Genomic DNA, 21,337 nt, shown 5'->3' with positions numbered 1-21,337 from the left:
CTTAAGATCTCGCGGCCGCGGGGGCCGGAATGTGGAGACCTGCCCGCGCTAGCAAATAATTAACCACGTTTAAGGAAGGTCAATTCATGGCCAGCCTACAGACCGAGGTGGACTCCGGGGCTCCCGGGAGCGCGATCTGGAAGACGCGCAGCGTTGGCGTTGAGAAGATTGCCAGGGCCGCAATTGGCTGTTCGATCACGATCAACGTCGTCGCGTCGATGGGCACCTTCAACACCGCGCTGTTGCCGGCGGAGCTGACCTATCTGCAGCAGGCCGTCGCGATCCTGATGTGGGGCGTCCTGATCTACGCCAGCGCATTCGTGCGCCCGCGGCTGCGCTTGCAGTTCAATCCCGATTTGATCGTCCTGGTCGCATTCTACGCCTTCGCTGTTACTTCCGTGTTCTGGACCAGTCTGAACGCTGCTGCGATCATGAAGAGCCTGGCGCTCGCGATGACGACCTTCGGCGCATTCTGTCTCATCACGCGCATCGACATGGACGAGGTCGTCAGGGCCACAGCCCTTGGGCTTTTCATATTGGTGGCCGCATCGGCCTTCTGCGCGCTCGCCGTACCCGATATCGGGATAGACCATAGTTGGATGCATAACGGTCAATGGCAAGGCGTCTATGAATCGAAGCAGACCCTCGGTTTCGTCGGTGCGTATCTGATGTTCTTCGCCTGCTATCTGAAGCTGAAGGGGCAGGGGTGGCCGGCTTTCCTCCTGACGTTCCTTCTGGCGTCCACATGTGTCCTCGCGTCGGAATCGCGGGGCGCCGGTGCCGTTGCCCTGGCCGCCTGTGCATTGCTGGTGACCTCGATGTGGTCGGTCACCTGCATGAGAATCTATGCGGTCCTGCCGTTCGTCATGTGCTTGCTGGCCGGCGCGCTGATCTTCTATTTCTACGCGACGGGGTATGAGGCGATCCATGTCGGTGATGCGTCCATCGATCTGACCGAGCGGACGTTCATCTGGCATTACGCCATCAGCCATTTCGATGACGCGCCGCTGCTCGGCTTCGGGATCAACGGCTTCTGGACGGTCCCGTCGATCTACGACTATTTCGAACAGAACCATGGCTGGGTGCTCGACAATTATCACAGCGGCTATATCGCGATCCTGATGGAGACGGGGTTTCTCGGCTACATGCTTTTCGCCGCGAGCGTCCTTCTGTTCTCGAACAAGGTTCTCCATCTGATTTCGGCCCGCGCGATCGACCGGTCGCACTGCGCGCTCATCATCGGATTTGTCGTTCTCAGCTTTCAGACCAATTTTACGGAGACGACGTTCCTCCGTTCGACCATGTTCACGTCGGTGCTGCTGGTGGCGTTCTTCTTTGCGACGTGCAGGCCTGTGCCGCAGACCGATTTCCAGTCTCCATGAATGGAAGCAGGATGACCGCGATCCGCGCTCGGACGAGAAGCTTCAATCTTGCGGCAACGGCATTTTTCCTCGTGTCGTCCTGCTTCCATGCCCATGGCGCCGGGCAGGCTGCTTCCCGCGACCTGCCGAAATTGGGGCGCGGCATCAATATTCTCGGCTATGACGGGATCTGGGAAGGCGGCCGGAACGCGCCGTTCCGCCTGGACAATCTGACGGCAATCAAGAAGGCCGGATTTTCGCACGTCAGGATCAATTTCTTCGGCTTCAAGTTCATGGGCGAGGGAAACGTCCTGGACGAGATCGTTCTGAGGCGGCTTGATGCCGTCATCGAGGAAGTCCTCGCAAGGAACCTCATTCCGATCGTTGACGAGCACGACACCCATGTTTGCCAACGCGACGTTTCCGGATGCGGCGAGAAGCTCGGGGCGTTCTGGCGGCAGATCGCCGAGCGCTATGCCGGAAAATATCCCGCGCTGGTCTTCGAAGTCCTGAACGAGCCCGGCGGGCAAATGACGTCCGCCGACTGGAATTCTCTCCTCAACGAATGTCTTAGCATCATCCGCCGCACCAACCGGGAGCGGCCGGTCATTGCCGCCGTTCTCAACACGGACGACATCCCCGTCGACGAGCTGGCGCTGCCGGCCGACGACAGGAACCTCATCGTCACGTTTCACTATTACGCGCCGATACGATTCACGCATCAGGGCGCGCCGTGGTCTGCGACGTTTTCGCGGATCGGGCCGCTGGATTGGGGCAGTCCGGACGACGAAGCGAAGGCTGCCGCTGACTTCAGGAAGATGGATCTCTGGGCGGAGAAGGAGAAACGCCCGGTTTATCTCGGCGAGTTCGGGGTGTATGAGCGCGCGCCGTCCGACAGCCGCGCGAGATATTTGTCGTTCATGGCGAGAAGCGCCGACAGGCTTGGCTGGTCATGGGCCTATTGGCAATTCGACCATGATTTCGCGGCCTTCGATAGCGCGCGTCAGGCCTGGAAGCCGGACATCTTGCGTGCGCTGATTCCGCCGAAGCGTTGAAGCGACAGCCGCGATTTCGTTGCACCGTTATCTTGGTCCCCGCGCGGAACTTTTCACTCCGCCCGCAATCGCGTAGCGCGGCACCAATCGATCAAAACCATGTGGCGATCTCCCCGAGGCGTCGATACGCCGTCTCGCGCGCGGCGAGGATCGGGCCCGCCGGGCCGGTGGTCGGTCCGATCGGCACGAAGCGCACGTCGCTGATGCCAATGAAGCGCAGCACCTCGCGCAAATAGGGGGTCGCCATGTCGGTGCGGCCGCGATTCATGCCGGTGACGAAGTCGCTGCCGCTGGCGAGGATGACGATGGTCGGCCGGTCCTTGAGCAGCGGAACATATCCCGACGCCGGGTCATACCGGAAGGTAAGTCCGGGTTGGACGATGATGTCGAACCACTGCTTGAGCTTGTAGGGGATGCCGAAATTCCACATCGGCGTCGAGATCAGCACGCGTTCGGCGAGCGACAGGCGCGTCGCCATGCGCTCGGCCTCGGCAAAGCTGTCGCGCTGGGCGTCGTCGAAGGCCTGGGCCTTCATCCGCGCATATTTGGCCTCGACAATGGGCCCCGCAAACTCCGGCATCCGCTCGCGCCACAGATCCATGACATCGATGTCCCAGTCGGGACGCGCCTTGTGAAATCCGTCAAGGAAGACGCGCGCGCCGGCGCTCGACTCCGAGTCGGGACGCGGCGAGCAGGAGAGGTGCAGGAGCTTTGCCACCGCTCATCCCAACGCTCTGATGACGGCATCCGCTCGCGTGACGATGGCGACGTTCTGCATGGCAAAATTGATCGAGGCGGAGTGCCAGTCGGCATTCATGGTCGAGCAGCAGTCCTCCGGCACGATCATGAAATAGCCCTTGTCGGCGCCGGTGCGCGCGGTGTGCTCGACCGACATGTTGGTCCAGGCGCCGGTATTGATGATCATGTCGCGGCCGGTGGCCTTCAGGATCGTCTCCAGCCGCGTCCCCTCCCAGGCGCTCATTCGCATCTTCTCGACGACGAAATCGCCGGGCCGGGGCTCCAGGCCCGAGACCGGCGCCGCGCCCCAGCTGCCTCGTACCATCGCCTTGCTGTCGACCAGCCCCTCGAACAGCGGTGCGTTCAGTGTCACGCCAGGGGCGCCGGGCTCGACCACGAACCAGACATGGATGATGGCGACGCCGCGCGCCCGCGCGGCCTCGGCAAGACGCCGGACATTCTCGACGACATGCTGCTGCTTCGCGTGAGCAGGCGCGCCTGACTCGGCGAATGCGCCGCCATCCATGATGACGTCGTTCTGAAGATCCTGGATGATCATGGCGCAGCGCTGCGGATCGAGCCGCATCTCGCCGTCGGTGAGGATGGGCGCTGCGGCCGTGGGCCCGGCGCTTGCGCCGCCGCCGCGCTTGCCGCTCATATAGGGCTCGTGGCGCGGTCCTACCTTGGTCGGGATGGCATAGACCGAATGCGTCGAGGTCAGATAGAGCGTGCGGAAATCCGGCCCGCCCCAGGCGAGGTTGGCGACGAGCTCGGGCACACGAAGCTTGCCGAGCAGTTCGCCGCGCGGCGTATAGACCCAGACGCCGCCGGGTGCGGTGACCCAGATATTGCCGTGCTGGTCGCACTTCATGCCGTCGGGCAGACCGGGCTCGAGCTCGGACTTGATGCCACTCGCGAACACCCGCGCGTTCGAGAGCGCGCCGTCGGCGTTGACGTCGAACACGCGGATCAGCGCCTGCACGGTGTCGTTGACATAAAGCAGCCGTTCGTCGGGCGAGAAGCACAGTCCGTTCGGCTGGTCGAACAGATTGCGCTCGACCACGAGCTTCGGCTCGCCGCCGGGCATGACGCGATAGACGCCCTGGAAGCCGAGTTGCCGTGGCCGCTCGACACCATAAACCGGCATGCGGCCGTACCAGGGATCCGAGAAATAGATTGCGCCCGAGGAGTGCACGCAGACGTCGTTGGGGCTGTTGAGCTCCTGGCCTCCGAAATGCGAGGCCAGCACCTCGCGTCGCCCGTCTGGCCGCTCGCGGATCAGCGACGACGTCGCGTGCTCGCAGACGATCAGATTGAGCTCGGCGTCGTAGGTCATGCCGTTGCATTTGTTCGACGGGCGCTTGACCTCGGCCACGCCGCGCCGCGCGTCCCAGCGCCGCCGAACGTCGCCAGGCATGTCCGAGAACAGGAGGTAGTGATCGACCGGATGCCAGATCGGGCCTTCCGTGAAGTCAAAGCCCGTTCCGACCTGTGCGACCGGCGCATAGGGATCGATCAGGGTCTCGAATTCACTTCGCAAGGTGACATGCGTCATCGGTCGATCCTTGGCGTCAGGCCGGGAACCAGTTGCGCGGGGGCAGCGACTGCACGATCGGGCCGGGGACCTGGTCGTGCAGCCGGCCGACGACCATGCCGCCCTCGATCTTGGCCGGCCTGTCGTGCACCGGCAGCAGATAGCGCGAATTGCTCAGCAGCTTCTTGATCGAGGCCTTCTCCGCCCGCTTGCTGGTGCCGTGGTTGCCGGTCGTCCGCGGCTCCCAGTCGTGAATCTCGTGGAATGGCGTGACGATCTGGTCGTTGAAATCGTAGATCACGTCGCCGCAGATGGTGGCAATGCCGTCGGCGGTCTCGACGATGATGTTCATGGAGCCCTCGGTGTGGGCGTTGGCGGCGTCGCAATAGACGCCGGGCATCAGCTCGATCGGGCCGGTGATCTCCAGATCGAGGAAACGCAGCGCGCTCTTGGTGTGCAGGCGGTCGATCAGGTGCTTGATGTCGGGCGCCGGATATTGCGGATGCATCAGGCCGGAGACCGAATATTCCAGCTCCTTGCGGTTGAGGACGACGGTCGTGTTCATCGGGAACAGATCGTCCTTGCCGGCGTGGTCGATGTGCAGATGGGTGTGGCAGACGAAGCGCACGTCGCCCATGCGCACGCCATGGCGGGCAAGCTGGTTCTCGATCATGTGCTCGTGGTACTGCAGCCCGCGCATGCCCAGCGTTTCCATGATCTGGTTGGAGCGGTAGCCGGTGTCGACCACGACCGGATATTTGCCGCCGAGGATCAAAAAGCCGAGCGTGAGGACGCGGCGGGTGCGGCCGCAATCGCGGCCGAGAACCAGAAAGCTGGATTCCAGCTCGATATCGCCATAGTCCAGGATCTTGATCTCCAGCGCCATCCGTGTCTCTCCCTGTCTCGTTTCTTGTCCGTCAAAGCCGATAGACGCGCGCCGCGGTGGTCCGGAAGATCGCGTCCTGTTGCTCGGTACTCAGCGGAGCGGCCGCCGCGCGAAACGCGCCGACGAGCTCGCGATAGCTGGTCCACAATTTCTCGATCGGGAAATTCGATCCGAACAGGCAGCGCTCGGCGCCGAAGATCGCGACCGTGTCGGTCAGTACCGCCGCGATATGCGCGGGATCGTTGCGGTGAATGAACGTGCCGAGCCCGGACAGCTTCGACACCACGTTCGGACATGCGGCGAGGCGTGCCGTTCCCGCGCGCCAGGCTGCGCGGCCTGCCGGCGAAAGATCCTCCAGCATCCCGGCGTGCTGGAGGATGAACGTCACCTTGGGGCAGGCCTCGGCAAGGTCGGCGGCGCCCGGCATCTGCGGCGTGAACACCTGGAGATCAAAGCTCCAGCCGTAGTCGGCGAGGTGTCCGACGTTGCGGCGGATCAAGGGGTCGAGACAGAGATCAGGCCGGCTGGCAAAACGATAGAGCGGGTTCTCGTGCCAGTGCAGCTGCATCCGCACGCCGCGCACGAGCGGATACCGCTTGAGGCGGTCGAGCTGCGGGCGGACGTCGTCGACGGCGAAATTGGTGTAGGCGACGATGGCATGGGGCCAGCCGTGCGCATCCGCGGTCTGCTGCACCCACGCCGCCTCGTCCTCGAAACGGTCGTTGGCCCAATTGGTCTGGACGTAGACCGAGCGGGTGACGCCGGCGCCCTCGAGGTCGTCGAGATATTCCTTGATCGGATAGTCGCGCCGGATCGGCTCGTAGGGTCCGAAGATGCGGGGCTGCATGGGGCCGATCAGCCAGGGCAGGTCCGCCTGCCGCCAGATGTGATGATGCCCGTCGACAATCTCGGTCACGCAACTCTCCTTCGTCCCAGTGCCAGCACATGCGCGACGATCGACGCGCTCGACCCGCCGTCGACGAGATCGTCGACGAAGCGTTCGATGGCGACGAGCGCTTCGGTCTGCGGGCGAAAGCCCGGGCCCGTCGCGAGCGGCGTCAGCCAGCTCAGGCGCCAGGCCCGCCGCGACAGTTTCGCCACGGCGTCGCGCAGCGCGTCGGGTGCGCCGCGCTCCAGCCCGTCCGAGACGACGATGACGGCCGCCCCGCGCGCATAGCCGCCGAACCGCGGCACCGCGAGAAAGGCTTGCAGGGCATCGCCGATTCGGGTGCCGCCGTCCCAGTCGCTGACGAGATGGGCGGCCGCATTCAGCGCCTGTTCGCGCCGTTTCATCCGCAGCGCGCGAGTGACGCGGGTCAGGCGCGTGCCGAAGGTGAAGACCTCGACATTGGGCGCGGCCTGCACCAGCGCGTGCGCGAGCTTCATGTTCTCCTCGGTGCGGCTCTTCATCGAGCCCGAGACGTCGATCAGCAGCAGAGATTTTCGCGGGCGCTGCCTGCGCTTCAGGTGGCCGAGACGCAGGACCTCGCCGTCGCTGCGTACGGAGTCGCGCAAGGTGCGGCGGAGATCGGCGAAGGGACCGCGACGCGCCTGCATCCGCCGGTGGCCGCGCCGCTTCGGCAGACGCCGTGGCGCTTCGCGGGTCAGGCGGCGGAGCGCATCGCTGGGAGAGAGTTGCGCAAAGCGGCGCTCGACCAGCGCCTCGGTGCGGGTCGCGGTGAGGCCGGATTCGTTGGCGTCGTCGGAGAGAAGCGGCGCCTCGTCGCCGCGGCCTTCCTCCTGAAGCCGGACGGTCTCGTCGTCCTCGCCGTCGTCCTCGCGCGTGAGCGCCTCGCTGCCACGGAAATGGAGATCGAACAGCCGGTCGAAGGTCGCGCGTCGCTCGGGCGGCGGGGCGAGGGTGGCCAGCGCCGCCTGGCGGATATCGCCGAGGTCGCGCGGGCCGAGCAGCTCGATCGCGGTGAGGAACATGGTGGTCTGCTCCGGCGCGACGGCAAAGCTGTTGGCGCGCAGCAGTGCGACGAAGGAGACGAACACGCGTACCGCCTGCGGCAGTTGCAGTTCGGGTCTCATGCGGTCGCCTCCGCAAGCATCGCGTCGAGCCGGGGCGAGATGAAGTGCAGGTCCTCCTCGTCCTTGAGCGCCACGCCGATCGAGCGTTTGAAGGCATCAGGCCAGCGCGCGCCGCCCTTGTGCAGCAAAGTCGCCGCCTCGGCCCAGTCGACGGCTTCAGCGATGCCCGGCGCCTTGCTGAGCGGCTCGCGCCGCAATTTGCCGACCGCCGCGACGACGGCCCGCGCGGTCGCCTCCGCGACGCTAGAGGCGCGCAGCATCACGATGCGTGCCTCGCGCTCTTCCGTGGGATAGTCGATCCAGTGATAGACGCAGCGGCGTCGCAGCGCCTCGTGCAGGTCGCGCGTCCGGTTCGAGGTCAGCACCACGACGGGGCGCTCCGCCGCGCGGACCGTGCCGCGCTCGGGAATGGAGATCTGGAAGTCGGACAGGAATTCGAGCAGGAAGGCCTCGAACTCCTGATCAGCGCGGTCGATTTCGTCGATCAGCAGCACGGTGGAATCCGGCGCGCGCAGCGTGGCGAGCATCGGCCGTTCGATCAAGAACGTCTCGCCATAGATGTCGATGCTGTCGTCGCCGGCCTGGCGGATCGCGAGCATCTGGCGCGGGTAGTTCCACTCGTAGAGCGCCGCGGCTGAATCGATGCCCTCATAGCATTGCAGCCGGATCAGCCGGCGGCCGAGCACTGCGGCGATGGCCTTCGCCGCCTCGGTCTTGCCGACGCCCGGCGCGCCTTCGAGCAGCAGGGGCTTGCCGAGGGCGAGGCCGAGATAGGCGGCGGTCGCGAGGCCCTCGTCGGCGAGGTAATAGGCCGCGCGCAGCGCCTTCTCCAGTGCTTCGGGGCTGTCGATGCCGACGATGTTGCTGCGGACCGCCATTGCAAGACCTCTAGCGCCGTGCCTGCGGCCGCGCGCCGCCCTGCGTCTTGATCGCGCGCAGGACTTTTTCCGGCGTGATCGGCAGATCGTCGATGCGGACGCCGACCGCGTTGAAGATCGCATTGGCGACGGCCGGCAACACCGGATTGGCGCACATCTCGCCGGGGCCCTTGGCGCCGAACGGACCATCCGGTGCAGGGCGCTCCAGCACGGCGATGTCGTGCGGGCAGATATCGCCGGGGCCGGGCATCAGATATTCGACGAAATCGCGGGGGCCGTGAACGGGGTCGGGATAGTAGGGCTCCGGTGTCTCGTAAAGCGCATGGCTGACGCCCATCCAGGCGCCACCGACCAGCTGCTGCTCGACCAGACGCGGATTGAGCGCGCGGCCAAGCTCATAGGCGGAGTCCATGCGCACCATCGCGACCTCACCGGTCTCGTCGTCCACCTCGACCTCGGCGACCAGGCAGGCATGGGCGTAGCAGGTTGCCGGCGACATCTCGCCGGTCTCCGGATCGACGCTGGAGAGGGGAACGAGGAAGATGCCGCGGCCGGAGATGGTCTTGCCCTGCTTGAACTGCGCGGCGATCGCGACGTCCTTGGTCGAGATCGAGCGGTGCGGCGCGCCCTTGACATGGATGTTGCCGCGTCCGTCGGTCTCGAGATCGGCAGCGTTGACCTCGAGCTCCTCGGCGGCGGCTTCCATCATCACGCCGCGCGCCTCGCGCGCCGCGGCCATCACGGCATTGCCGACGCGGTGGGTGCCGCGTGAGGCGAACGAGCCCATGCAATGCGGGCCGGTGTCGGAGTCCGCCGTGTCGACATAGACGTCCTCCACCGGCACGCCCAGCGTCTCCGCGCAGATCTGCCGCGTCACCGACTTCATGCCCTGGCCGAGGTCGATCGACGACAGCGCCACGGTGAACTTGCCGCTCGGATTGGAGTGCACCAGCGCCTGGCTGGGATCGCCGCCGAGATTCATGCCGATGGGATAGTTGATCGACGCCATGCCGCGTCCGCGATGTCGGGCCATCTAGCGCCTCCTGGTGCCGAAAACGGAGGAGAAACGGGTCGCGCCATGCGAGGGCGCAGCGGGCCGCGGGGGAGGCGGCGCCGGTGGTGGCGGCTCACGCGGCGGCTCGCGGGTGACCGTCGGCGGAAGCCGGTCATAGGTCGTGCGCTGCTGCGCGGCCACCGCCGGCCGGCTGCGCGAATCCGCCGGTGTCGGCGGGATCACGGCGCGGCTGCCGCCGCCGTCCTTGCGCGAGGACGCCCGCTTGAACTCGTCGCGGATCGGCCATTTTGCCTTTTCGGCCGCGACCTGGACACATTCGATCAGCGCGGTGTTCTTGGCTTCGCGCCTGTGCGCCTTCATGTCGCCGTCGCGATAGGCGTTCAGGATGCGGAACTCCATCGGGTCCATGCCGACGAGGTTTGCCAGCTTGTCCATCTGGCATTCGATGGCAAAATCCATCGCGGTGACGCCGAAGCCGCGCATCGCGGTTGCAGGCGTCCGGTTGGTGAAGACGCAATAGACGTCGCCATAGACGTTCGGGATGGTGTAGGGGCCGGGCAGGTGCGCGGCGCATTTCACGGCGGCGTAGCTGGACAGCCGCGTATAGGCGCCGCTGTCGAAATAGGCGCGGATCTTGCGCGCGACGATGCGGCCGTCGCGCATCACGCCATCCTTGATGTAGATGCGCTCGGCGCCGCGCGGCGGGCCGTATTGCATCTCCTCCTCGCGGCCGAACACGTAGCGCACGGGCCGCCCGGTCAGCATCGCCCCCAGGATCGCGAGCGGCTCGGTCAGCGTGTCCACCTTGCCGCCAAAGCCGCCACCGACGGTGCCGCCGATGAAGTGGAAGGTGTTGGAGGGCACGTCCAGGATCTTGGCGCAGGTGTCGACCGAGAAGAACAGCGCCTGCGTCGAGGTGTAGACGACATAGCGGCCGTTGGTGTCGGGTGCGGCGATCGCGCCGTTGGTCTCGGTCGGCGCGTGCTCGATCGGCGACATCTGGTAGCGCTGCTCCAGAACGTGATCGGCCGTGGCGAGCGCCGCATCGGCGTCGCCGAAGCGCAAGCGCTGGTGATCGTAGACATCGTGATAGGTGAATGTGTTCTTCGGGTAGGTCTCGTTGACCACGGGCGCGCCGGGCTTCAGCGCCTCCTCGACGTCGAATACCGACGGCAGCACCTCGTAGTCGACCTTGACCTTGGCGATCGCCTCGAATGCCTCGCGCTCGCTGTCGGCGACGATGGCGACGATCGGCTCGCCCTTGTAGCGGACCTTGTCGACCGCCAGCGACGGCTCGTCGTCCTTGCCGAAATTGATCAGGCTCAGCAGCGTGTTGAGATTGACCGGCACGTCAGCGCCGCGGATGATCCGGCGCACGCCGGCCGAGCGCTCGGCCTCGGTGGTGTCGATACGGCGCAGCCTTGCATGCGCCTGGGTCGAGCGGACGACCTTCAGGTGCAGCATGCCCTGGAGCTTATGGTCGTTGAAATAGCTCGACGTGCCCGTGACGTGGCCGAGCATGTCCTGGCGCTGCGTCCCTTTGCCGATTTCCTTTAGATTATCGTCGCGCTCGTCGGCGAAGATGTCCTTGCGCAGTTCCAGCATGATGGAGTCCTCAGGCACTCGCTCGGCCGCCGGAAGCAGCGAGGATGGCGTCGATGATGGGCTCGTAACCGGTGCAGCGGCAGATATTTCCCGAGATCGCCTCGACGACCTCGGCGCGGCTCGGCGCGGGGTTGCGGTCGAGCAGGGCCTTTGCGGCCATCAGCATGCCCGGCGTGCAATAGCCGCACTGGGCGGCAAAATGGTCGGCAAAGGCGCGTTGGAGCGGATGCAAATTCGGGCCCTGCTTCATGCCGTCGAGCGTCTCGACCGCGCGGCCGGCGACGGTCTCGGCCAGCGTCAGGCAGGAAAGGTGAAGCTCACCGTCGATCAGCACGCTGCAGGTGCCGCAGCCGCCCTGGCCGCAGCCGAATTTCGGCGTCATGTCGCCGATCTGCTCGCGCAGCGCCACCAGCAGATTGGTGCCGCCGTCGACGAAGATCGCGACGTCGCGGCCGTTGTGACGAAACTGCAGAGGTATCTTGGACATGACTGTCTATTCCTGGCCGGACAGCAGGCGCCGCAGATGGACGCCGACGATCTCGCGGCGGTACCAGGCGCTGCCGAGCGCGTTGTCGGATGGCGATGTTCCTTCGGTCGCTGCGGATGCGGCGGCCGCGATGGTCGCGGTATCCAGCGAGCGGCCCTCGAGCGCGCGCTCGGCTGCGCGTGCGCGGATCTGCGTCGGTGCCATCGAGCCCAGCGCGATGCGGGCGCCCGCGATCCGGCCGCCGCTGACCGGCAGATGCGCGGCAAGGGTGATGACCGAGCCGCCCTTCGGCTTGATGCGTGCGATCTTGCGATAGCGGAAGGCCTCATTGCTGGTCGGCCGGGTGCAGGACACCGACAGCACCAGTGTCCCGGCCTGGCGGTCGCGCGCCTGCAGGAACTCCTCGATCGGGATGTCGCGCGCGCCAAAGCCGCCTTGCACGGCGACGGTGGCGTCGAGCGCGAGCAGCGCGACGGTGAAATCACCATAGGGATTGGGGGCGAAGAGATTACCGCCCACGGTGCCCATGTTGCGCACGGCGGGACCGCCGATCGAACGGGCAGGGGCATGCAGGAAGGCGAGGTCCCGTTCGGCGAGGACGCGCGCGAAGGTGACGCCGGCCCCGAGCGTCACGCGCGGACCGGATGCGTCGATCCGGGTCAGCGCCTGGTCGTGGGCGCGAACGACGGTCGAGATCGTGACGTCGCCCTCGTTCAGCGCGCGCATCACCAGCGTGCCGCCGCCGAGATAGCGCGCGCTGCGGTCCGAGGACAGCGCCCCGGCCGCCTCGCTGGCACTGGTGAACGTCTTCACTGTCACGGCCATGATTATGCGGCCTCCTTCAGATGCCGGCGGATCGCCTCGAACCCGGCCTGGTAGATGTCTTCGGCGACCATGTGGGTGATGCGGTCGCGATCCTCCGGCCTCGTGGTGAAGCGTGACTCCCAGTGCCAGAAGGTGCGGTCGCCGTCGGTGACCGGCAGCAGCCGGACATGGGCGACGTAATTGAACATCGGCACCGGCGTATCGAGCAGGCAGTAGCTGAAGGACTGTTCCAGATCGGACAGCGCCAAGAGCTGCTCCCGCAGCTCGGAACCGTCCTTCAGCTTGAAGCGCCTGATACAGCCGATCTTGTCGGAGGATTGTGCGCGCTCGATCGTGGAGGTCGCAACCGCCGGGTGCCAGCGGTCGTGCCCGTTGAAATCGCGCAGCACGGACCAGACCGCATCGGTCGCCGCATCCAGGATCGTGCTCTTGACGATATGCGGCACGGCTAGGCCTCGGTTGTTTTCTTCACCTCTCCCCGCTTGCGGGGAGAGGTCGCGCCGCAGGCGCGGGTGAGGGGGAGTCTCCGCGAGTCCAACTGCCGCCGTCCCCGGAGAGACTCCCCCTCACCCCAACCCTCTCCCCGCAAGCGGGGCGAGGGGGCGCGGCGAGCCTTGACGAAGGAGTCTTGAACCATGTCAGCCTCCGAACACGCGCTTCAGCGCGTCAAACCCGCCCTGGAACACGCCGCCGCCGATATTGTTGACGAGTTCGGTCTCGCGCTCCGGCGCGCAGTCGAACTCGGCGGTCCATTCCATAAACGTCTGGTCACCATCGGTGACGGGTGTGAGCCGCAGGGTGGCGACGTAGTTCTCCACGCCCATGGGCGATTCCAGGATCGAATAGGTACAGAACATGTCGTAGTCGGAGAGGCCGAGCAGCTTCTCGCGGATGCGGTCGCCGTTGCGCAGGCGAAAATCTCGCACACATCCGATCTTGTCCGAGGGCTCGCCGCCTTCGATCCGGCTCTCGGCGATCGCCGGATGCCAGTTCGGCAGGCCGTTGAAATCGCGCACCCGCGCCCAGACGCGGTCGTTGCGGGCATTGACGACGGTGGAGACGTAGACGCGGGCCATGAACGCGATCCTCAGCTCTTCTTCCGCGGCCCGCGCTCGGCCGGCGGTTCGCCTTCAGCGGAGGGTGGCGCGGCGGGCTTGTCGCCACCTCCACCGCCGCTCTTGCGGGCGGACTCCTTGATGCCCTGCATGTCACGGGCTTCGCGGATCAGGCCCGGCATCTTGGCGAGGCTGCCGCCCTCGACGCCGATGTCCGACAGGAGGGAATCGATCAGCGGGGCCTGGACGCGGTAGCGCAGCGCCGAGTCGATCACCTCGTCGGTGGCGCTGCGGCCGCCATTGCCGCCATGGCCGTTGCCGTTGAGCCCGTCGACCTGGAGGATGCGGATACCCTCGATCTTCTCCATCGGCTTGACGCTTTCGCGCACGATGCCTTCGATACGGTCGAGCAGCTTTCGACGGAACAGCGAGTAACGCGCCTGATCCGTGAGGACGTTCTCGGCCTCGTTGAGCATGCGCTGCGCTTCGGCCTCGACGGTGGCGCGGACGCGCTCGGCGTCGGCCGCGATCCGGGTCTCCTCGGCCTGCTTCTCGGCCAGCAGCACCTCGACCGTCTTGCGCCGCCTTGCGATCTCGCTCTCGCGCGCGGTGATGACGCGCTCGGTGGCTTCCGTCGCGTGGATGCGGGCTTCCTCCGCGGCAGCACGCGCTGCGGATTCTTCCAGCGACTTCTGATGAATGGCGATGGCCTTCTCCATCAGAACCGTCTCGACGTCCTTTTCGCGATTGACCTCGAGCTTGCGCAGCTCGCGCTCGCGGCCGATCCGAGCCTCGTCGAGGCCGCGATCGGACGCGATCCGCGCGCGCTCGACCTCCTCGCGCGCGGCAATCTCGGCCTCCTGCAGCGACTGGACGCGGGCGACCTCGAGCTGCTCGATGGCGCGGCGGCGCTCGATCCGCGCCGCTTCCAGCGCCTGCTCGCGCGACACGTCGGTGGTCTCGACGTCCTTGCGCGCGACGATCTCGGCCTGCTTGACCTGGCGGTCGGCATCGATCCGTTCCGAGCGCTTGGTGGAGAGCGCGATGACGCGGTCCTCGTCGGCGATCTCGATCGCCTTCTTCTGCTCGATGTTGAGCACTTCGCGCTTCTTGGACGAGTTGATTCGTTCGGCCTCGAGCGCGAGATCGACGCCGATGCGCTGGCGTTCGATCGCGTCGCGCCGCTTCAGCTCGGCCGCCTCCAGAACGCCGGTGCGCTCGATTTCGAGCGCGCGGGTTTCGCGCTCGGCCTGTATGCGCTCGGCCGCCACGGTCTTCTCTTGCGCGATCCTGGCGGCCTCGATCGCTTCGCGCGAGGCGATGTCGGCTTCCTCGACGGCACGGTTGCGGGCGATCTCCAGCGAGCGCACCCGTTCTTCCTGGGCGATGCGGGAGGCTTCCGTGGCCTCGCGCGCGGCGATGCCGGCGACGTCGAGGGTCTGGTTGCGCTCGATCTCGAGCTGCCGCGTGTTCTGCTCGGCGGCGATGCGCTCGGCGGCCAGCGTCCGTTCGCGGGCGATGCGGGCGGCCTCGACCGCGCGCTGCGCCTCGATCTCGGCCTCCTGGATGGTGCGGACCTGCTGGATTTCCAGGGCGCGGGTCCGCTCGTCCGAGGAGATGCGCTCGACATTGACCGTCATGGTCTGGGCGATGCGCGCCTTCTCGGTGGCCTCGCGTGCAGCGATCTCGGCCTCCTCGACAGCGCGGGTGCGCTCGATCTCGCGGCGCCGCGTTTCCTCCTCATTGGCGATGCGGGCATCGGTGACGACGCGGTCCTGCTGGATGCGGGCCTTCTCGATCGATTCGCGTGCGGCGATCTCGGCTTCCTCGACGGTGCGCATGCGCTCGATCTCGCGCTGGCGCACCTCGCGCTCCGAGGCAATGCGGGTGGTGTCGATCGAACGCTGGTTGGCGATCCGGGTCTTCTCGATCTCCTCGCGCGCCAGCAGCTCCTTTTCCTCGATGGTGCGGGTTCGCTCGATCTCCTTCTGGCGGGTCTCCCGCTCCGAGGCGATGCGGGCCTCGGCAATGGCCTGGTCATTGGCGATCCGCGCGCGCTCGATGGTCTCGCGAGCGGAGATCTGGGCCTGTTCGGCCTCGGTCTCGCGCAGTGCGCGTTCGCGGGCGACTTCCGTGCGCTGGAGCGCGCGGCGCATCTCGATGTCGCGTTCCTGCTCCAGGCGCGCAGTCTCGCTCTCGCGCTCGATCTCCAGCGCCTGCCGTTCGGCCTCGAGATTGCGGGAGCGGATCTTGATCATCGAGTCCTGCTCGATATCGTTGCGCAGCTTGCGCTTGGCCTCGATGTCCTCCATCAGGCGGGTCAGACCTTCGGCGTCGAACCGGTTCGACGGGTTGAAGAATTCCAGGTCGGTCTGGTCCAGATCGGTGATCGCGACCGATTCCAGTTCAAGTCCGTTCTGGGCGAGGGCCTCGGCGGCGTTGGCCTTGACGCGGGCGACATACTCGCCGCGCTGCTCGTGCATTTGCTCGAGGGTCATTTCGGAGGCGATCGACCGGATCGCGGAGATGAACTTGCCGGCGAGGAGGGCGTGGAGCTGCTCCGGCTCCATGGTGCGGCGGCCGAGGGTGGCGGCCGCGATCGACACGGCTTCGCGGGTCGCCTGGACGCGGACATAGAAATCGGCCTCGATATCGACGCGCATACGGTCGCGGGTGATTACGGCGTCCTGCCGGGAGCGCACGATGCCCATCGGCAGCACGTTCATGTTGACCGGCGTGTAGTCGTGGATGAACGGCAGCACGAAAGCGCCGCCGTTGATCACCACGCGCTCGCCGAGGAAGCCGGTCCGGACGAACGAGGTTTCCTTGGAGGAGCGATGGTAGAGCCAGTTCACGATGTAGACCGCCACGACGATCACGATGATCGCGACGATCAGCCAGAGGATCAACTCGCCGACCAATATTCCTGACATCTTGTCCTCCCTCGAACTCTAAAGGCGTTATCGCGCGCCGATCGCCTTGAATTGACGTACCTGTTCCGTCAGAGCCCGCTCCACGGGCAGTCGCTCCATCGAGGAGGCGCCATAGAAGCCGTGACAGTTGCGGGTGTTCTTCATGATGAAATCCGCGTCCGCGGGATCGGCAATCGGCCCGCCATGCGCGAGCACCAGGATGTCCGGATTGACGCTGAGCGCGGCCGAGGCCCAGGTGTCGATGTGCGCCGGGCAGTCCTTCAGTTTCAGCGCCGTCTGCGCCCCGATCGTGCCGCCGGTGGTGAGCCCGAGATGGCAGACGATGATGTCGGCCCCGGCTATCGCCATCGCGGCGGCTTCCTTTTCGCTGAAGACGTAGGGCGTGGTCAGCAGGTCCTTCTCGCGCGCCTTCGCAATCATGTCGATCTCGAGCGCATAGGACATCCCGGTCTCTTCGAGATTGGCGCGGAACACGCCGTCGATCAGGCCGACCGTCGGAAAGTTCTGCACGCCGGCGAAGCCGAGTGCCTTCAACTGGTCGAGGAACACGTCCATGTCGCGGAACGGATCGGTGCCGTTGACGCCGGCCAGCACCGGCGTCTTGCTGACGACCGGCAGAACCTCGCCGGCCATCTCGAGCACGATGGCGTTGGCGTCGCCGTAAGCCATCAGCCCGGCGAGCGAGCCACGGCCGGCCATGCGATAGCGGCCGGAATTGTAGATGACGATCAGGTCGACGCCGCCGGCCTCCTCGCATTTGGCCGACAGGCCGGTGCCGGCGCCGCCGCCGACGATGGGCTCGCCGCGTCGTGCCATTTCGCGGAATCGCTTCAACAATGCTGCGCGTTCAAACCGGGCCATCGGTCACCTCGCTAGTCGCCGGCGCGCCCCAGCGCGGCCGAACAAGGTTCGAAACGCGCCGACCAGGGTGGAGGCGAACTCGGGATCGTTGATGTTCTTGGGGACACGAACGAGCTGGCGGTTGGCGGTCTGCCGCACGGACCGCTCCAGCGCGCGGAACAGCGCTGCGTCGGCATCCGGATCCCAGAATGGCTGCCCTCGCGCGTCGAGCGCGGAGACGCCGCCTTCGGGCAGGAAGAAGCGCACGGGCCCATCCATCTGGTTGAGCTTTTCGCCGATCCAGCGGCCCATGCGCTCGTTCTCCTCGGCCGTGGTCCGCATCAAGGTCACCTGCGGGTTGTGGACGTGGAACTTGCGGCCGCGGTAGCGCTCCGGGATGGTGTCGGGCGCGCCGAAATTGACCATGTCGAGTGCGCCGACCGAACCGACATAGGGGGCGCGTGTGCGGATGATCGCACCGAAGCGGTCTTCGGTCGCGGGAAACACGCCGCCCATCAGGAGGTCGCAGACTTCGGTCGTGGTCAGGTCGATGACGCCCGCGAGCTGGCCGGTCTCGACGAGCTTCTCCATCGAACGGCCGCCGACGCCGGTGGCGTGGAAGACGAGGCACTCGAAATCCTCGCGCAAATCGGCGGCGATCTTCTGCACGGCCGGCGTCGTCACGCCGAACATGGTGATACCGATCGAGGGCAGGGTGGCGGCGGTTGCGCGCTCCCTGGCTTCGCGCTGATCGAGGCGCGCCTTCACCATGCCGGCGATGGCATTCGCGCCGTTCGACAGCACCGCGCGCGAGATCGCGTTGAGCCCCTGCACGTCGGTGACCGAATACATCATGGTGATGTCGGCGGGCCCGACATAGGGCCCGACGTCGCCGGAAGCGACGGAGGAGATGATCAGCTTCGGCACGCCGACGGGCAGGGTACGCATGCCCGGCGCAACGAGCGACGCCGCACCGGAGCCCCCGGCCGTGATCACGCCGGCGATATTGCCCTGCCGCCGCAGCCAGTTGGCGAACGCATCCGCCATCGCGGTCACGGCGGCGCCGCGGTCCGGGCCGAACACGGCCGAGCCGCCGCGTCCGTGGTTCAGCGCGATCTCCTGTGCGGAGACGTCGCAGCTCGCATGCCTGCCGCTGGTGGAGACGTCGACCAGCCGTGTGCGCAGGCCGCTCTCCGTGATGATGTCGCGGATGAAGCGCAGCTCGGCGCCCTTGGTGTCGAGCGTGCCGACGACCAGCACCACCGACGGTCCGGATGCCTGCGCCGCCGCCGGCTCGCGCTTGCGCCGCGCGGTTTCGTCGAGACGTGCAACCTGCGTCGAGAGCGTGCGTGCGGCGGCTTCGATCCGCGCGATCGGGACCGGCTGCGACCAGCGCGTCGGCAAGGTGGGATTGGAGACGTAGATCCGGATCGGGCCGCTCGGCCGCGACGGCTGCGGGGCCGGCTTCGCCTCGGCGCCGGCAGCGGGCGCGTCGGTATCCGGCTCGAGCGCCGCATGCAGTCCGACGCCGAGCAGGCGCTGCTGGAGCTCGCGATCGGCGGCAAGCCGCGCCGAATCGATGATGCGGTTGATGCGGCCGTTGACCATGATCGCGACATTGCGCGAGACCGCGGTGGCGACGCCGATGTTCTGCTCGATCACGAGCACGGCCATGTCGCCGTCCTCGCCGAGCCGCAGCAGCATCTCCTCGACCTGCGCCACGATGACGGGCGCGAGCCCCTCGGTCGGCTCGTCCATGATCAGCAGATGCGGATTGGTGAGCAGCGCGCGCGAGATCGCGAGCATCTGCTGCTCGCCGCCGGAGAGCTGGCCGCCGCCATGGTCCTTGCGCTCGGCGAGACGCGGGAAGGTGTCGTAGATGCGCTCCACGGTCCAGGCGCCGGATCGCATGCTGCCGGCGAGCCGCAAATGCTCGTCGACGCTGAGCGAGTGCCAGAGACGGCGGCCCTGCGGCACATAGCCGACGCCGAGGCGCGCGATGTGGGCCGGCGAGCGCCGCGTGATGTCCTCGCCGCGGATGCGGATCGATCCGCCGCTGACCGGCACCAGTCCCATGATCGCCTTGCACAGCGTGGTCTTGCCCATGCCGTTGCGGCCGACGACGGAGAACACGCCGCTCGCCAGCGCGAGATCGACGCCTTGCAGCGCGTGCGAGTGGCCGTAGTAGACGTCGAGGCCGCGGACCTCGAGCGCGGCGGCTGTGCGGCGGGCCTCATTCATGGCCGCCTCCGAGGTAAAGCTCCTGCACCTCGGGATCGGACTCGATCTCCTGCGGCAGGCCTTCCTTGAAGACGCGGCCGTTGTGCATCATCGTGACGCTCTCGACGACGCGCAAGGCGACGTCCATGTCGTGCTCGATGATGATGTAGCCGATATGCGCGGGCAGCGAGGTCAGGATCTCGATCAGCTCCTGCCGTTCGGTCGGCGACAGGCCCGCGGCCGGCTCGTCGAACAGCACGAAGCGCGGGGCACCGGCAAGCGCCAGCGCGATCTCGAGCTGGCGCTGCTGGCCGTGCGCGAGCTCGGCGACGCGCTGGTCCTTCACCGCGGTCAGGTGCACGGCCTGCACGAGGTTGTCGGCTGCGTGCATCAGGGCGTCGTCCTGTCCCGGGCGCAGGAACGAGAAGCGACCGCGCGAGATGCCGCGGCAGGCGAGATAGACGTTGTCCTGCACGGTGAGGCCGGGGAACAGCGCCGAGATCTGGTAGGTCCGGCGCAGCCCGCGGCGGATGCGTTCATAGGGCGGGAAGTGCGTGACGTCCTCGCCGAAGAAGCGGATGGTGCCGGAGGAGGGCGGGAAGTCGCCGGTGATGCAGTTGAACAGCGTGGTCTTGCCGGCGCCGTTCGAGCCGAGCACGGCGCGCCGCTCGCCCGGACGCACGGTGATGGTGACGTCGGTCAGCGCGGCCAGTGCGCCGAACAGGCGCGTGACGCCGCGCAGCTCGAGCGCGGCGCCGGCGCCGACGGCGGAGAGGCGTTGGGCGACGCTATCCATGGCCGCGCGCTCCGCCCGAACGGCCCGTCGTGGGGCGATGGCCCCGGCGCCAGCGCTGCCACAGGCCGATGACGCCGTCCGAGGACCAGAATACGATGGCGAGGAAGCCGAGCCCGATCAGCAGCCGGAAGCGGTTGCCGTCGAGCCCGAACTTGATCAGGACATCGAGCGCGAAGGTGCGCAGCAGCACGAAGATCAGCGCGCCGATGAAGGGACCGATCGGGCGCGTGATGCCGCCGACCACGGCGATGATCAGCACGTCGATGCAGGCGCCGACGCTGACCGAGCCCGGCGAGATCTGGCGGTAGTTCCAGACCTGGAGCACGCCGGCGAGCGCCGCGACGAAGGACGCGAAAGCATAGGCGGCGACGCGGTGCGCATTGACGTTGAAACCGAGCGCGGCCATGCGGCGCGGATTGTCGCGCACGCCTTGCAGCGCCAGGCCGAACGGTGCGCGGGAGATGTAGTCGACGGCGAAGTAGCACAGCGCGGCGACCGCCAGCACGATATAGTAGAAGGGAATGTCGGCGCGCCAGTTGACGCCCCAGAAATGCGGCGTCGCCACGGTGTTGATGCCGGTGTGGCCGTTGAAGATCGCCCAGTTCTGATTGGTGAAGTAATAGAAGGCCGCGCCGATCGCGAGCGTGATCATGATGGTGTAGATGCCTTCGGTGCGGACGGCCAGCGCGCCGCCGAGCGTGCCGAAGATGGTCGCGAGCGCGAGCGCCATCGGGACCGCGAGCCACCACGGCCAGCCGAGGCTGATATTGACGTTGGCGCTGACGCCGAACACGGCGACCATGTAGGCGGCAAAGCCCGCGATGGTGAGCTGCATCAGGCTGACCATGCCGCCATAGCCGGCCAGGAACATCAGGCTCAGCGCCATGGTGCCGAGGATCAGCGTGGTGGCGAAGATCTCGATCAGGAAGAAGCCGTTGGCGATCAGCGGCATGATCAGGAGGAGGACCGCGACGATCCAGGCAGCGGGATTGTCGATCTCCGGCCATGCCCGCGCAGACTGCTGCGCCGTGGTGGCGGGGCGGACGGCAACGCGGGCGTCGTGCGCGAGGGACAT

Annotated in this window: 19 protein-coding genes; 2 read left to right on the top strand and 17 right to left on the bottom strand. The window is 66.7% G+C overall.

What is annotated here, in order from left to right:
* Positions 1-86 precede the first annotated feature (86 nt).
* Positions 87-1,382 carry an O-antigen ligase family protein gene (locus BM118_RS08575; RefSeq protein WP_092183984.1) on the top strand — a complete coding sequence of 432 codons (1,296 nt, stop codon included), beginning with the start codon at positions 87-89 and terminating at the stop codon, positions 1,380-1,382.
* An 11-nt stretch (positions 1,383-1,393) separates the two neighbouring features.
* Positions 1,394-2,416, top strand: coding sequence for a glycoside hydrolase family 5 protein (locus BM118_RS08570; RefSeq protein ID WP_177234104.1), 1,023 nt, complete (start codon positions 1,394-1,396; stop codon positions 2,414-2,416).
* Positions 2,417-2,507: 91 nt separating this feature from the next.
* Here BM118_RS08570 and BM118_RS08565 read toward each other — a convergent pair whose 3' ends face one another.
* From BM118_RS08565 to BM118_RS08485, 17 genes are all read right to left on the bottom strand, one after another.
* Complete coding sequence (locus BM118_RS08565; RefSeq protein ID WP_092183980.1) at positions 2,508-3,134, bottom strand: FMN-dependent NADH-azoreductase; 627 nt, start codon at positions 3,132-3,134, stop codon at positions 2,508-2,510.
* 3 nt (positions 3,135-3,137) lie between these two features.
* The gene (locus BM118_RS08560) at positions 3,138-4,709 is read right to left on the bottom strand and encodes an isochorismatase family protein (RefSeq protein WP_092183978.1); all 1,572 of its coding nucleotides are present in this window, start codon (positions 4,707-4,709) and stop codon (positions 3,138-3,140) included.
* Between the two features lie 16 nt (positions 4,710-4,725).
* Positions 4,726-5,574, bottom strand: a complete 849-nt coding sequence (locus BM118_RS08555) for an MBL fold metallo-hydrolase (RefSeq protein ID WP_092183976.1) — start codon at positions 5,572-5,574, stop codon at positions 4,726-4,728.
* 31 nt (positions 5,575-5,605) lie between these two features.
* Positions 5,606-6,490, bottom strand: coding sequence for an amidohydrolase family protein (locus BM118_RS08550; protein ID WP_092183974.1), 885 nt, complete (start codon positions 6,488-6,490; stop codon positions 5,606-5,608).
* The gene (locus tag BM118_RS08545; protein WP_092183972.1) at positions 6,487-7,608 is read right to left on the bottom strand and encodes a vWA domain-containing protein; all 1,122 of its coding nucleotides are present in this window, start codon (positions 7,606-7,608) and stop codon (positions 6,487-6,489) included. Before BM118_RS08545 ends, BM118_RS08550 begins: the two co-directional genes overlap by 4 nt.
* Positions 7,605-8,486: an AAA family ATPase gene (locus BM118_RS08540; RefSeq protein WP_092183970.1), complete on the bottom strand. Its 882-nt coding sequence runs from the start codon at positions 8,484-8,486 to the stop codon at positions 7,605-7,607. The genes BM118_RS08545 and BM118_RS08540 overlap by 4 nt, the downstream gene beginning before the upstream one ends.
* Before the next feature lie 10 nt (positions 8,487-8,496).
* Positions 8,497-9,519 (bottom strand): xanthine dehydrogenase family protein molybdopterin-binding subunit, encoded by a 1,023-nt coding sequence (locus BM118_RS08535; protein WP_092183968.1) that lies wholly within the window; start codon positions 9,517-9,519, stop codon positions 8,497-8,499.
* Positions 9,520-11,106 carry a xanthine dehydrogenase family protein molybdopterin-binding subunit gene (locus BM118_RS08530; RefSeq protein WP_092183966.1) on the bottom strand — a complete coding sequence of 529 codons (1,587 nt, stop codon included), beginning with the start codon at positions 11,104-11,106 and terminating at the stop codon, positions 9,520-9,522.
* Positions 11,107-11,116: 10 nt separating this feature from the next.
* On the bottom strand, positions 11,117-11,593 hold the full coding sequence (locus BM118_RS08525; protein ID WP_092183964.1) for a (2Fe-2S)-binding protein: 477 nt from the start codon (positions 11,591-11,593) through the stop codon (positions 11,117-11,119).
* Positions 11,594-11,599: 6 nt separating this feature from the next.
* Complete coding sequence (locus BM118_RS08520; protein WP_092183962.1) at positions 11,600-12,418, bottom strand: FAD binding domain-containing protein; 819 nt, start codon at positions 12,416-12,418, stop codon at positions 11,600-11,602.
* 2 nt (positions 12,419-12,420) lie between these two features.
* Positions 12,421-12,864: an SRPBCC family protein gene (locus tag BM118_RS08515; RefSeq protein ID WP_092183960.1), complete on the bottom strand. Its 444-nt coding sequence runs from the start codon at positions 12,862-12,864 to the stop codon at positions 12,421-12,423.
* Positions 12,865-13,056: 192 nt separating this feature from the next.
* Complete coding sequence (locus BM118_RS08510) at positions 13,057-13,494, bottom strand: SRPBCC family protein (protein WP_011086163.1); 438 nt, start codon at positions 13,492-13,494, stop codon at positions 13,057-13,059.
* Positions 13,495-13,505: 11 nt separating this feature from the next.
* Positions 13,506-16,406 carry a flotillin family protein gene (locus tag BM118_RS08505; RefSeq protein ID WP_092183958.1) on the bottom strand — a complete coding sequence of 967 codons (2,901 nt, stop codon included), beginning with the start codon at positions 16,404-16,406 and terminating at the stop codon, positions 13,506-13,508.
* A gap of 27 nt (positions 16,407-16,433) precedes the next feature.
* Positions 16,434-17,267 (bottom strand): phosphoenolpyruvate hydrolase family protein, encoded by an 834-nt coding sequence (locus BM118_RS08500; RefSeq protein WP_092183956.1) that lies wholly within the window; start codon positions 17,265-17,267, stop codon positions 16,434-16,436.
* Positions 17,268-17,270: 3 nt separating this feature from the next.
* Positions 17,271-19,487 carry an ABC transporter permease gene (locus tag BM118_RS08495; RefSeq protein ID WP_092183954.1) on the bottom strand — a complete coding sequence of 739 codons (2,217 nt, stop codon included), beginning with the start codon at positions 19,485-19,487 and terminating at the stop codon, positions 17,271-17,273.
* Positions 19,480-20,262: an ABC transporter ATP-binding protein gene (locus BM118_RS08490; protein WP_092183952.1), complete on the bottom strand. Its 783-nt coding sequence runs from the start codon at positions 20,260-20,262 to the stop codon at positions 19,480-19,482. The genes BM118_RS08495 and BM118_RS08490 overlap by 8 nt, the downstream gene beginning before the upstream one ends.
* Positions 20,255-21,337 carry a branched-chain amino acid ABC transporter permease gene (locus tag BM118_RS08485; RefSeq protein WP_092183950.1) on the bottom strand — a complete coding sequence of 361 codons (1,083 nt, stop codon included), beginning with the start codon at positions 21,335-21,337 and terminating at the stop codon, positions 20,255-20,257. Before BM118_RS08485 ends, BM118_RS08490 begins: the two co-directional genes overlap by 8 nt.

It is taken from the genome of Bradyrhizobium sp. cf659 (assembly GCF_900113725.1).
Classification (GTDB): domain Bacteria; phylum Pseudomonadota; class Alphaproteobacteria; order Rhizobiales; family Xanthobacteraceae; genus Bradyrhizobium.
Note: the sequence above shows the minus strand (reverse complement) of the source record. Positions and strands in the feature narration are given on the sequence as shown.